The organism is Bradyrhizobium sp. SZCCHNRI1009 (genome assembly GCF_032487575.1).
GTDB lineage: Bacteria > Pseudomonadota > Alphaproteobacteria > Rhizobiales > Xanthobacteraceae > Bradyrhizobium.
The window spans coordinates 162,582-174,315 of the sequence record NZ_JAUEUL010000009.1; the positions used below are offsets into that span (position 1 = coordinate 162,582).

The 11,734-nt window shown below is 65.3% G+C and carries 13 protein-coding genes; 5 read left to right on the forward strand and 8 right to left on the reverse strand.

The window, feature by feature from the left end; genetic code table 11:
* Window positions 1–52: 52 nt before the first annotated feature.
* Window positions 53–1,540, reverse strand: a complete 1,488-nt coding sequence (locus QX010_RS17955) for an aldehyde dehydrogenase family protein (protein ID WP_316180898.1) — start codon at window positions 1,538–1,540, stop codon at window positions 53–55.
* A gap of 113 nt (window positions 1,541–1,653) precedes the next feature.
* Between QX010_RS17955 and QX010_RS17960 the strand changes: the two genes are divergently transcribed.
* Window positions 1,654–2,739, forward strand: coding sequence for a substrate-binding domain-containing protein (locus tag QX010_RS17960; protein ID WP_316180900.1), 1,086 nt, complete (start codon window positions 1,654–1,656; stop codon window positions 2,737–2,739).
* Between the two features lie 37 nt (window positions 2,740–2,776).
* On the opposite strand, the gene QX010_RS17965 is transcribed toward QX010_RS17960, so the two are convergent.
* Both QX010_RS17965 and ndk read right to left on the reverse strand, forming a co-directional pair.
* Complete coding sequence (locus QX010_RS17965) at window positions 2,777–3,634, reverse strand: TerC family protein (protein ID WP_315800281.1); 858 nt, start codon at window positions 3,632–3,634, stop codon at window positions 2,777–2,779.
* Between the two features lie 79 nt (window positions 3,635–3,713).
* Entirely contained in the window at window positions 3,714–4,136 is a 423-nt protein-coding gene (gene ndk, locus QX010_RS17970) for a nucleoside-diphosphate kinase (RefSeq protein WP_315712380.1), read from the reverse strand.
* 286 nt (window positions 4,137–4,422) lie between these two features.
* Between ndk and QX010_RS17975 the strand changes: the two genes are divergently transcribed.
* From QX010_RS17975 to QX010_RS17985, 3 genes are all read left to right on the forward strand, one after another.
* Window positions 4,423–4,692 carry a sulfur globule protein precursor gene (locus QX010_RS17975; RefSeq protein WP_315800444.1) on the forward strand — a complete coding sequence of 90 codons (270 nt, stop codon included), beginning with the start codon at window positions 4,423–4,425 and terminating at the stop codon, window positions 4,690–4,692.
* Window positions 4,693–4,881: 189 nt separating this feature from the next.
* Window positions 4,882–5,073: a hypothetical protein gene (locus QX010_RS17980; protein WP_315800282.1), complete on the forward strand. Its 192-nt coding sequence runs from the start codon at window positions 4,882–4,884 to the stop codon at window positions 5,071–5,073.
* Between the two features lie 50 nt (window positions 5,074–5,123).
* Window positions 5,124–6,995, forward strand: coding sequence for an ABC-F family ATP-binding cassette domain-containing protein (locus QX010_RS17985; protein ID WP_316180902.1), 1,872 nt, complete (start codon window positions 5,124–5,126; stop codon window positions 6,993–6,995).
* A 120-nt stretch (window positions 6,996–7,115) separates the two neighbouring features.
* Here the strand turns inward: QX010_RS17985 and QX010_RS17990 are convergent, their stop codons facing one another.
* Complete coding sequence (locus QX010_RS17990) at window positions 7,116–7,514, reverse strand: avidin/streptavidin family protein (protein ID WP_315800284.1); 399 nt, start codon at window positions 7,512–7,514, stop codon at window positions 7,116–7,118.
* Between the two features lie 156 nt (window positions 7,515–7,670).
* On the opposite strand from QX010_RS17990, the gene QX010_RS17995 reads away from it, so the two are divergent.
* Window positions 7,671–7,904 (forward strand): acetyl-CoA carboxylase biotin carboxyl carrier protein subunit, encoded by a 234-nt coding sequence (locus QX010_RS17995; RefSeq protein WP_315800285.1) that lies wholly within the window; start codon window positions 7,671–7,673, stop codon window positions 7,902–7,904.
* Here QX010_RS17995 and QX010_RS18000 read toward each other — a convergent pair whose 3' ends face one another.
* The 4 genes from QX010_RS18000 to QX010_RS18015 form a co-directional block, all read right to left on the reverse strand.
* The gene (locus QX010_RS18000) at window positions 7,905–8,720 is read right to left on the reverse strand and encodes a phytanoyl-CoA dioxygenase family protein (RefSeq protein ID WP_316180904.1); all 816 of its coding nucleotides are present in this window, start codon (window positions 8,718–8,720) and stop codon (window positions 7,905–7,907) included. It lies immediately after the preceding gene.
* A 14-nt stretch (window positions 8,721–8,734) separates the two neighbouring features.
* A complete protein-coding gene (locus tag QX010_RS18005) occupies window positions 8,735–9,229 on the reverse strand; it encodes a hypothetical protein (protein WP_315800445.1) in 495 nt (164 codons plus the stop codon).
* Between the two features lie 204 nt (window positions 9,230–9,433).
* Window positions 9,434–9,886, reverse strand: coding sequence for a DNA polymerase III subunit chi (locus tag QX010_RS18010; RefSeq protein ID WP_316180905.1), 453 nt, complete (start codon window positions 9,884–9,886; stop codon window positions 9,434–9,436).
* A 9-nt stretch (window positions 9,887–9,895) separates the two neighbouring features.
* Window positions 9,896–11,440 carry a leucyl aminopeptidase gene (locus tag QX010_RS18015; protein ID WP_316180907.1) on the reverse strand — a complete coding sequence of 515 codons (1,545 nt, stop codon included), beginning with the start codon at window positions 11,438–11,440 and terminating at the stop codon, window positions 9,896–9,898.
* Between the last annotated feature and the right edge of the window lie 294 nt (window positions 11,441–11,734).

Consider the following 11,734-nt stretch of genomic DNA (forward strand, 5'->3'; position numbering starts at 1 on the left):
GCAGACGACCGCCGATCCGAATGGCGGCCGTCCGCGTCAACCGACGCCTGGCTCACACCGCAAGATTCATCCAGACGGCCTTCGGCTCTGTGAAATTGTCCAGAGCGGCCGTGCCATGCTCGCGGCCCAGTCCCGAGTCGCGATCGCCACCCCACGGCAACCGCACATCGGTGTAGCCATAGGTGTTGATCCACACCGTGCCCGCGCGCAGCCGCTTGGCGAGGCGCTGGACGCGGCCGATGTCGCGGCTCCAGACGCCGGCGGCCAGGCTGTAGGCGGTGCCGTTGGCCATGCGCAGCGCGTCGGCCTCGTCCCTGAACTTGATCACGCTGACGACCGGTCCGAAAATCTCCTCCTGGGAGATCCGCATCTCGTGCGTGACGCCGGCGAATACGGCGGGGCTGACGAAGTAGCCACGCGGTGCGGCACGCGCCCCGCCGGTCACCAGCGAAGCGCCCTCGTTGCGGCCGATCTCGACATAATCGAGGATCGTCTTCATCTGCCGCTCGGAGATGACGGGTCCGAGCGAGGTGGCACGATCGAGCGGATCGCCGATCCGTAAGCCCCTCGCCCGCTCGGTCAGGCGCTCGACAACCTCGTCATAGACACGCTCCTGCACCAGCACGCGCGAGCCGGCCGAGCACACCTGCCCCGTGTTGAAGAAGATGCCGCTGGCCGCGGCCTTCGCGGCCGCCTCGATGTTCGCATCATCGAAGATGACGTTGGCAGACTTGCCGCCGAGCTCAAGCGACACCCGTTTGAAGTTGCCGGCCGCGCCCTTCATGATGCCGCGGCCGACGCCGGGCGAGCCGGTGAACGTAACCTTGTCGACATCGGGATGATTGACCAGCGCCTCGCCGACCGTGCGCCCGGGACCGGTCACGATGTTGAGAACGCCGGGCGGCAGACCGGCTTCGAGCGCGAGATCGCCGATCCGCAGCGCCGACAGCGAGGTCAGCTCGGCGGGCTTCATCACGACGGTGCAGCCGCAGGCCAGCGCCGGCGCGAGCTTCCACATCCCGATCATCAGCGGGAAGTTCCACGGCACGATCGCAGCGACGACGCCGACGGGCTCGCGCACCGTGTAGGTCAGGGCATCGTCGCGCGTGGACACGACCTCACCGCTGACCTTGTCGGCCCAGCCGGCGTAATATGTGAGTGTATCGATCGCTGCGGGCAGATCCTGGCGCAGCACGGCCGCAACCGGCTTGCCGGCATCGAGGCTTTCGAGCTCGACGATCTCGTCGGCATGATCACGCAGCAGCTGCGCCCATCTCAGCAGGATCGCGCCACGCTCCGCTGCGCGCATCGTGCGCCACGGCCCTTCGAAAGCACGCCGCGCCGCTGCGACGGCACGGTCGACATCCTCGGCGTTGCCCTCGGCGATCGTCGCGATCGGCTGCTCGGTGGCAGGATTGAACGACACGAACGAGCGCCCCGAGACGGAGGGAACGTGCCGGCCGTCGACCAGGAGCTGCAGCGGCTTCGCCAGATAGCGCGACGCGCTGGAGCCGCGTTCGTAGTCATATGCAATGGACATCATATTTCCTCCGCTTCTTGTATGCCAGCGTAGGAGCAAATATGAGTTCGTAAATATGATATCTGTTGCCTATGGCGGGCCATCATATGAAGCCGACTTCACAAGCAGGTCCGATGCTGCGCATCGCGATCGAACCCGTCTGGCGCTTCCACTGGGATGACGGACCGCAGAGCATCGTCGTGATGCTCAGCGTGCTCAGCGAAATCAGGAAAACCGGCAAGATCACCAGCGCGGCCCATGACGCGCACCTCTCCTATCGTCATGTCTGGAATCTGATCGAGCAATGGTCCGCATTCTTCGGCGTGCCGCTGGTGGAGACCCAGCGCGGCAAAGGATCGAAGCTCACGGCGTTCGGCGACAAGCTGGTCTGGGCCGGCGAGCGCATGCAGGCCCGTCTCGGCCCGCAGCTCGACAATCTGGCGCAGGAGCTGGTGACCGAGATCAAGCCGTTCCTGCAGCCGCATCCCACCGTAATCCGCGTGCATGCAAGCCACGGCTTCGCCGTCGCCAAGTTGCGCGAGCTGCTCGATCGCGAGCCGGGCGTCGGCGTCGATCTGCGCTATGTCAGCAGCCAGCATTCGCTGGTGTCGCTCGCGCAAGGCGCCTGCGACCTGTCCGGTCTGCATCTGCCGCGCGGCGAACTGCGCGCACAGAGCATCCAGGCTTGCCGGGATTGGCTCGATCCCCGGCAGGACTGCGTCATCAGCTTCGTGACCCGCGAGATGGGATTGATGGTCAAGCGCGGCAATCCGCTGTCGATCCGATCATTGGCGGACATCGCGGATGGCAAGATTCGCTTCGTCAACCGCGATCATGATTCAGGCACCCGCCTGCTGTTCGATCAATTGCTCGCTTCGCACGGATTGGACGAGGCGCGCATCAATGGCGCGCAGCAGATCGAGTTCACCCACGCTGCCGTCGCGGCCTATGTCGCGAGCGACATGGCCGACGCCTGCTTCGGCGTCGAGGCGGCTGCGCGGCAGTTCGGGCTGGACTTCATCCGTATCCTGACCGAGGACTACTTCTTCGCCTGCCATCAGTCGTTTCTCGAGAGCGATCCGATGCGGCGCATCCTCGATGTGATGAAGGGCGACGACTTCCATTGCGCCATCGCCGCCCTGCCCGGCTATCAGCCGGCCGACACGGGCTCGGTTCACACCGTGCGCGAGTTCCTCGATCGGCTGGACGCCGAAGCCTGACGGCGCGTGCGGTCGGATCCGCTGGCGCAGACGACCGCTACGGCAGATCGACGCCCCGCGCCGGCACCGGCTCCAGCTGGCCCTGACGCTGCAGCGCGCGGCCACGCCAGATCGAGCCGGCGAGCAGCACCACGCCGGCGCCGATCAGCGACATCAGCGTCTCCATGACATCGACATGGCTCGCGAGAGTGGTCTTGCCGGCGAGCAGCGCCGAGGTCGCCTCGATGTTGATGACGACGGTGCCGTCGAGCAGATGGTGCAGCATCGGCTCGATCGCGGGATCGGTCGCGATCACCTCGCCGGCCACCCAGCCGAGCAGCATCGCGCCGAGCCAGACCAGCAGCGGGAAGCGATCGAGCACCAGCATGATCAGCGCGGCACCCGCGATGATCAGCGGGATGCTCATGGCGAGGCCGATGATCAGCAGCGACGCCTGGCCGTTCGCGGCCGCAGCCACCGCGATCACGTTGTCGAGGCTCATCACGAGGTCGGCGAGCGCGACGATGCGGACCGCATGCCACAGCGTCGTGCCGGCGGCGATCTCGTCGTTCTCGTCTTCGGGCACCAGCAGCTTGGCAGCGATCACGAGCAGCGCCAGCCCACCAACCAGCTTCAGGTACGGCAACGCCATCAGGGTGGCAACGATGCCGGTAAAGGCGATGCGCAGCGCGACGGCAATGCCGGAGCCGGCGACCATGCCCCAAAAGCGATGCTTGCCGTGCAGGCCGCGGCAGGCGAGCGCGATGACCAGCGCATTGTCGCCCGACAACAGCACGTTGATCCAGACGATCTTGCCGAGCGCGAGCCAGAAGCCCGGGCTCTGCAGGTCGGCCTCGAATTGAGCGAGCATGTGGCCGAAGCTGGCGGAATCGGCGAGTTGCGATAGCCAGTTCACGGCCGGGCCTTTCAGACAAGTTCAGCGTAGAACACGACGGTCGTGCGGCGGAGGGCGCCCTCCGCCGCACGAGGATCGATCAACCGACGATCTCGTTGCCGGAGAAGAACTGCGCGATCTCGATCGCAGCCGTTTCGGCCGCGTCGGAACCGTGCACCGAGTTCTCGCCGATCGACTTCGCATGCAGCTTGCGGATGGTGCCGTCGGCCGCCTTCGACGGATCGGTGGCGCCCATCACGTCGCGGTACTTCAGGATGGCGCCCTCGCCCTCGAGCACCTGGACCACGACCGGCCCGGAGATCATGAAATCGACCAGTTCGCCGAAGAACGGCCGCGCCTTGTGCACGGCATAGAAGGTCTCGGCCTGATCGCGCGTCATGCGGATGCGCTTCTGGGCCACGATGCGCAGGCCGGCCTTCTCGATCAGCGCGTTGATCGCGCCGGTGAGATTACGCTCGGTCGCGTCGGGCTTGATGATCGAAAAGGTGCGCTCAATCGCCATGATGTCGTCCTTGGAGGTGCGGGATTTGGGTGAGTTGCGGGCTTATATCGACGCGATCGGCCGACGGCAAGCGACCGGGACCCTGCCGGAGGCGGGACGCCTTACGACAATTTCACGATTCTGAACATAGTCTGAAGGGTCCGTGCCGCCCGTGTTCAGCTCAGGGGCCTTAAGGTCGTGGCTATCGGGCGGGGACGAGCCAGCAGCACGACCGGTGGCCGCCCTCTCCCAGCCTCATCCGTCGGACAATTTCGGCGCCACCAGCGCTGTCATCCAGGAGACGATCATGTTGCGCAAACTCTCCCTCATCGCGGCGGCCGCAATTGCCCTCGGCGCAGCCGCCCTCGCCCCGACCGCCGCCTCGGCTCATTGGCACGGCGGCTGGCATGGGGGCGGTTGGCACGGCGGCTATGGCGGATGGCACCGTCCGTTCTACGGCCCGCGCTTCTTCGTCGGCGGCCCGGTCTACAGCTACGGCTATGGCGGCTGCTACGTGCGCCGCGTGGTTCCGACCCCGTGGGGACCGCGCTGGCGGTTGATCAACCGCTGCTATTGATACGAGCCTCGGCGCGGCACCCGCCCCCCGCCGCACCGAACTCGCATTGCCCCGGCGTCTCCCCCACGCCGGGGCTTTTTTTGTGCACTTTCAACCTCATTTCGGGGTATTCCGGTCGGGAGCCGGAAACAAATCGAGCGGCCACGACTTGTTACAGCATCATCCTGCAACTGCCCGTGGAATACCGTCATGTCTGGCCGCACCGCCGATTTCAGCGACGCGCTCGATCGCAAGACCAGCCGGTCGATCTGCGAGGCCGTCGGCGAGCGCCTGCAACGCAGCCTGCCGCCGGACGGCTCTCACCTGCCAGCTCCCCTCGCGGAGCTGATGAACGAATTGCGCAAGCGCGACGAGGCCGGGACGAGCCGATCCGGCCGCTGAGACGCGACAAAGCGGTTGCCTTTGGCCGCGCGCGCGGTGACAAGGCGCGCATGCTTTCCATCACCGACATCTCCATCCGCCTCGCCGGACGGCTTCTCATCGACCAGAGCTCGGTGCAGATTCCGCCCGGCGCCCGCGTCGGACTGGTCGGCCGCAACGGCACCGGCAAGTCGACCCTGTTCAAGGCGATCCGCGGCGAACTGTCGCTGGAGACCGGCAGCATCAGCGTGCCGCCGCGGTGGCGCATCGGCAGCCTGGCCCAGGAAGCCCCGAGCGGGCCCGAAAGCCTGATCGAGGTGGTTCTGCGGGCCGACCTCGAGCGGCACGCGCTGCTGCACGAGGCCGAGACGGCCCATGACGCAGACCGTATCGCCGAGATCCAGACCCGCCTCGTCGACATCGACGCGCATTCGGCGCCAGCGCGCGCCGCCGCGATTCTCAGCGGCCTCGGATTTTCCGCCGCGGATCAGGCACGGGCCTGCGCCGAATTCTCCGGCGGCTGGCGCATGCGGGTTGCGCTGGCGGCCACGCTGTTCGCCGCGCCCGACCTGCTCCTGCTGGACGAGCCGACCAACTATCTCGACCTCGAGGGCACGCTGTGGCTCGAGGATCACCTGGCGCACTATCCGCGCACGGTGATCGTGATCAGCCATGACCGCGATCTCCTGGAGACCTCCGTCGACCAGATCCTGCATCTCGACCGTTGCAAGCTGACGCTATATCGCGGCAGCTACTCCTCCTACGAAGAACAGCGCGCCACGCGCGAGATGCTCGATGCCAAGGCGGTCAAGCGCCAGGAAGCGGAGCGTGCGCGGCTGCAGGCCTTTGTCGAGCGCTTCAAGGCCAAGGCCTCGAAGGCGCGCCAGGCGCAGTCCCGCGTCAAGATGCTGGAGCGGATGAAGCCGATCACCGCGCTCGTCACCCAGGACGTGCACGAGATCACGTTCCCCGCACCGGAGCGACTGCTGTCGCCGCCGATCATCGCGGTCGACAACGCTTCCGTCGGCTACGACCCCGCGCAACCGGTGCTCAACCGCGTCACCCTACGCATCGACAATGACGACCGCGTCGCATTGCTCGGCGCCAACGGCAATGGCAAGTCCACACTGGTGAAGCTGCTCGCCGGCCGGCTCACACCGTTCTCCGGCAAGGTCACGCGCGCCGACAAGCTGTCGATCGCCTACTTCGCCCAGCACCAGCTCGATGAGCTGGACGAGACCGGATCGCCGTATAGTCACGTGCGCAAGCTGATGGGCGATGCGCCGGAATCGAAAGTGCGCGCGCGCGCCGGCGCGATCGGGTTTTCCGGCAAGGCGGCGGACACGCTGGTGAAGAGCCTGTCGGGCGGCGAGAAGGCGCGGCTGCTGCTCGGGCTCGCGACCTTCTTCGGCCCGAACATGATCATCCTGGACGAGCCGACCAACCATCTCGACATCGACAGCCGCGCCGCGCTCGCCGAGGCGATCAACGACTTTCCCGGCGCCGTGATCATGGTGTCGCACGACCGCTATCTGATCGAGGCCTGCGCCGACCGTCTCTGGGTCGTCGCCGACCGCACCGTGAAGACCTATGATGGCGACCTCGATGACTACAGGCGCATGGTGCTGTCGTCGCGCAGCGGTGCCGGCACGCGAGACACCGAACGTCCGCAGGGGACCGCCGAGAAGACCGAGCGGCCCCGCAGCGACAACCGGCGGAGCGGGCTGAAGCAGAGGATCACCGCGGCCGAGGCCGAGATCGCGCGGATCACCGAGATCATCGCCAAGATCGACGGCGCGCTGTCGCTGCCCGACATCTTCACGCGCGACCCGAAGCAGGCGGCGCAACTGTCGAAGGCGCGCGCCAATGCCGCCGACGCGCTGGCGCGCGCCGAGGAGCAATGGCTGGAGGCCAGCACGCTGTATGACGAGGCGGGGAGCTGAAGCGCCCCGAGCCTCGGATCGGGCATTCGGCGGAAAGTCGCAGACAACTCGGCTTTCGCGGAATGCCCTCGCGCTCAGCGGCTCGCGCGGATGAATGCGTGGTCGGCGCGAGCGGCCGGATCAGTTGGTCCGCTGAAACAGGTCCGCACCCGGCAGGTTGCCGAGATCGCCGTTGGGCTGAATGTAGAAGAGATTCCAATTCGTCCGGAGTAGATTGCCGCCGACCTGGCCTCTCCATCGCGTGATCGAATTGCACTGAGCAAACGTCACGACCAGCATGACGGCGCTGCCGGCCGATCTGCCGGATACCGGATAGGGAATGCCCTGGCACGCAAATCCTGGCGCGTTGTTGGTGAATTGTCCTCGCACCTGTCCATCGGTGACTGACCAGATCTCGAGCACCGAGCCTCGTTGATTTGTCCATCTCGACGGCGCCGGCAGAACGTCGGCACGCGCAGCAATCGACGAAACTACGACAATCATCGCTGCAAAAAGATACTTGCTGAAGAACCACTTCATGGCGCGCCTCGCTATGCCCGGAGCTGGAGGTAGCAATGATGCCTACATACATCCATAAGCTGGAAAGCGCCATTGTGGCAGGTTCAAAATTGCTCTACTTTCGGTAGACAACGTTGATGTTGAGGTTCGATTGAAGCGATTTCAGGAGGACGAAACATGAACAAGCAGCTCTACGCTCGACTTGACGGCCTGCTCTACGACGTCTGCGTCAAGGCGGGTCAGAAGGTGCAGACCGGTGAGGTCCTCTACGTCATCGAGGCGGCCAAATCACAGCTGTCGGTGAAAGCTCCCTATTCCGGGACAATCAGTCAGGTCCGGCGCGGTGCGGGCGAGACGTTGAGCGCGACCGATGTCGTCATGGAGTTGGATGCGGAGGACGCAGCGGCCTGATCAGCCGCTCAAGTCCGGGGTTCGCTGCAGACGGATCGGCGAGGACGCGCCGTTGTAGACCGTCGCTCGAGCCAGCACGCGCTCGGCCTCTACGGGCGGCCAGGATTTTTCGATCTTGGGTCGTTTCCTGTCGAAGGCGCATTGCAGCTCCTCCGGCAGGTCGGACCAGAAGGGCACGAAGGACAACACGATCAAGGCGCGGTCTTCGCTCGAATTGTTGGCATGGGATGCATGCAGAAGCCTGCCGTCGCGAACGATCAGATCCCCCCTCCGAACGGTCACATCGACTTCGTCATGTCGTGTCGAAACCAGCACGTCGTCGACAGGCAGAATCCGATCGGGATGCGTCGGCCGGTCCTCGATCAAGCCATGGAGACCGTTCTTGCGCCGATGGCTGCCGGGAAGCACGCGCAAGCATCCGTTCGCGGCGCTCGTGTCGGTCAAGTAGTACATGAAGTAGAGAATTGGAGGCGTGGCGGCGTAGCTCGCAGCGCTCGACCAGCCCCACCAATCCTGGTGCCAGTGCAGCCTCGGACATCCGGCCGGCTTGGAGATCAGGAAGCCAGCAAAAAAGCGCGCATCCGGGTATCCGGCGCGCTCCAACAGTTCATACTGTGCATCGAACAGAATGATAGGCGCGAAATCGACCGAAGAGCCGACTGAGACAACGGATCCGAGATGAGGCTCCGCGATCGACTCACGACCGGCTCGCGACTTGATTCGATCGCCAGCCTCCAGCAACTCGCGAGGAAGAAAACCACGGCGCACCGCATACCCGGCCTCCTCCAAATCGCGACGGAGGCCGGTGATTTGCATGGCCGCCTCCTCCGTCAGGTCGCCCGCTTCTTCGCCTTGGGCTTCGCCACCTTCGGCGCCGGTCCCGGATCGGGCGCCCGCTCGACCGAGGTCAGGCGGCCCGAGCTGAACGTGTAGACGCCGGCGCGTGCGCCGCGCAGCCAGGTCACGGTGGCCACGCGCTCGCCGCCATTGCTCGAGATGTTGACGTTGTCGGGTGCACCGATGCCGCGCACCACGTCGCATTCGGTATGGCCGAGCGCAACGGTGCCGCCGACAGCCGGCGCGGCCGTGGCGGGATCATTCGCCAGCGCGTTCGCGCCCGCAGCACCGGCCGCAGGCGCCATGCCCGGGCATGCGCCTTCGGCGCTCACAAGATCCTCAGCGGAGACCGGCTTGTCCGGCGTCAGCGGCGGCGCGTCGATCGAGATGTTTTTGATGAACAGGCGTTGCGGCCGGTTGAACCACTCGGCGTCCTTGGACAGGAAATCGGGCGTGCTCGAGCATCCGGCGACGACCGGGGCAAGCACAAGGAACGCCAGAGCGCGCGTCAGCTGTTTGGTGTGGTCTCGCACGATGAACCTTGCTGAATTGCAACCTGTGGACACTCTAACGTGTTGTCCCAACATCACTTTGCGGCACGTTCGTGGCTTTGCCAACGCTCTGCCGGCAAATCGGCAGATTATCATTAATCACGCGGCGCTGCCATCATCGGCGCTTCACGGGCTTCCGTATCACTGTCGGCGCTGCCAGCGGCCCCGTTCATCCGCCTGCCAGTAGGTGACCTCGAATCCCCGCGATTTGCAATCGGTCCACGCCGATCTCGCAGCCGCGAGCGCGTCCGGATCATCCCCATTGAACACGAGCACCATGCGCTCGTAGCTGTGCGAGTCCGCTGGCAGCGGCGCGTTATCCACCAGGAACCGGACGTTCGCGCGGTTGGGATTGCTTTCTTCCACCGCGAGCACGATCGGCTGGTCGGCCACGTCGGCCACCCGCCAGGTGGCGTGCGGCAGAAACGAATCGTCGCGATAGGTCCACAGATGAGCATCGAGCGCATCCGCATGCTCTTCGGACGTCGACTGCACCACGACGCGCCAACCGCGCTCGAGCGACTTCTCGAGCAGCGGCGGCAGCACGCCTTCCAGGGTCATGTTCTGCAGATGGTAGAACAGGACTTCAGTCATCGCCCGACGTCACGCCTTGGCGCCGGATTTGGCTTCAGCCTTTTCAGCCTTGGAGTCGGATTTGGATTCGTAGGAATCCCACACCAGCCGATCGAGCAGCCGGACGCCGTAGCCCGATCCCCAGCTCTGGTTGATCTCCGATTTCGGCGCGCCCATCGCGGTGCCGGCGATATCGAGATGCGCCCACGGCGTGTCGTTGACGAAGCGCTGCAGGAATTGCGCGGCGGTGATCGAGCCGCCATGGCGTCCGCCGGTATTCTTCATGTCGGCGAACTGCGAATCGATCAGCTTGTCGTATTCGTGGCCGAGCGGCATCCGCCACACCTTCTCACCCGTCTCCTGCCCCGCCTTGAGCAGCTTGTCGGCGAGATCATCATTGTTGGTGAAGAGACCGGCATGCTCGGTGCCCAGCGCGACCATGATCGCGCCGGTCAGGGTCGCCAGGTCGATCATGAATTTCGGCTTGAACTTGGTCGCGACGTACCAGAGCACGTCGGCGAGCACGAGGCGGCCCTCCGCATCGGTGTTGATGATCTCGATGGTCTGGCCCGACATCGAGGTCACGATGTCGCCCGGACGCTGGGCGTTGCCGTCCGGCATGTTCTCGACGAGGCCGATCGCGCCGATCACGTTGGCCTTGGCCTTGCGGGCGGCGAGCGCATGCATCAGGCCGACCACGCAGGCCGCGCCGCCCATGTCGCCCTTCATGTCCTCCATCGAGCCGGCCGGCTTGATCGAGATGCCGCCGGTGTCGAAGCACACGCCTTTGCCGATGAACGCGACCGGCTGCTCGCCGCGCTTGCCGCCATTGTAGTGCATCACGACGGTGCGGCTCGGCCGTGCCGAGCCCTGGCCGACGCCGAGCAGCGCGCCCATCCCGAGTTTCTTCATCGCGGGCACGTCGAGGATCTCGACGGTGACGCCGAGCTTGCGCAAGGCGGCAGCGCGCTTGGCGAACTCCTCCGGGTAGAGCACGTTCGGCGGCTCGTTGACGAGATCGCGCGCCAGTATCACCCCGTCGGTCACGTGGGATCGCGGCGCGAAGGCCTTCTTGGCCGCCGCGACGTCGGCCACGGCGATCGAGACATTGGCGCTGACGGCGCCTTCCTCGTCCTTCTTCTTGGTCTTGTAACGGTCGAACCGATAGGCCCGCAGCCGAATGCCGGCGGCCAGCGAGCTGACCTGATCCGGCAACAGCGGTCCCGAAGGCAGCTCGGCGAGCACCGTCACCGCTTCAGTTCCGGCGTTCAGCTTTCCGGCTAAGGTCCCGCCGTATTTGAGGAAATCCTTGTCCTTGAGGTCCGAGCCCTTGCCGATGCCGATGACGATCAAGCGCTGAATCTTGATTCCCTCAGGAGCCAGCAGATCCAACACCGCACCATCCTTGCCCTTGAACCGGGCTGCCCCGGCCGCGCGCTTGATCAGGTCCGAGGCTCCCCCGAGCGCCTTCTCGGTCGCGACTCCAAGTCGCAGGGTGTCATCGCAGAACGCCACCACGATGCCACGCGGGGCAGTCGACAGCGGGACGAAGCCGACCTTGACGGCGTCGGACATCAAGCAATCCTCCAATTTCGACGTGATGAGCCGCCACGTCCGACCGAAAACCTCAACGGCCAGACCAGGATGGCGGCAGTTCGGAACCCAACTTGGCAGCAGTATGGCCTGCCCGGGCCCGGGCTGCCAAGGGTCGCGTGGCGGACCGGTCACAATGATGAAATTTTAACCGTATTTTCGTGGCGCCATGCCACAGCCATTTTGTCGACGGATCAAAGGGATGGTACAGATATTCACCGCCTTCGGAACGTGACGGCGACTGCAGCCTTGGGGGGCCCGTTGCGAGGGTTGGCT

Bases quoted from the DNA above. Each gene is read 5' to 3' on its own strand.
- QX010_RS17955 (WP_316180898.1), bottom strand. From the start codon at position 1,540: ATGTCCATTGCATATGACTACGAACGCGGCTCCAGCGCGTCGCGCTAT.
- QX010_RS17960 (WP_316180900.1), top strand. From the start codon at position 1,654: ATGCTGCGCATCGCGATCGAACCCGTCTGGCGCTTCCACTGGGATGAC.
- ndk (WP_315712380.1), bottom strand. From the start codon at position 4,136: ATGGCGATTGAGCGCACCTTTTCGATCATCAAGCCCGACGCGACCGAG.
- QX010_RS17975 (WP_315800444.1), top strand. From the start codon at position 4,423: ATGTTGCGCAAACTCTCCCTCATCGCGGCGGCCGCAATTGCCCTCGGC.
- QX010_RS17980 (WP_315800282.1), top strand. From the start codon at position 4,882: ATGTCTGGCCGCACCGCCGATTTCAGCGACGCGCTCGATCGCAAGACC.
- QX010_RS17985 (WP_316180902.1), top strand. From the start codon at position 5,124: ATGCTTTCCATCACCGACATCTCCATCCGCCTCGCCGGACGGCTTCTC.
- QX010_RS17990 (WP_315800284.1), bottom strand. From the start codon at position 7,514: ATGAAGTGGTTCTTCAGCAAGTATCTTTTTGCAGCGATGATTGTCGTA.
- QX010_RS17995 (WP_315800285.1), top strand. From the start codon at position 7,671: ATGAACAAGCAGCTCTACGCTCGACTTGACGGCCTGCTCTACGACGTC.
- QX010_RS18000 (WP_316180904.1), bottom strand. From the start codon at position 8,720: ATGCAAATCACCGGCCTCCGTCGCGATTTGGAGGAGGCCGGGTATGCG.
- QX010_RS18010 (WP_316180905.1), bottom strand. From the start codon at position 9,886: ATGACTGAAGTCCTGTTCTACCATCTGCAGAACATGACCCTGGAAGGC.
- QX010_RS18015 (WP_316180907.1), bottom strand. From the start codon at position 11,440: ATGTCCGACGCCGTCAAGGTCGGCTTCGTCCCGCTGTCGACTGCCCCG.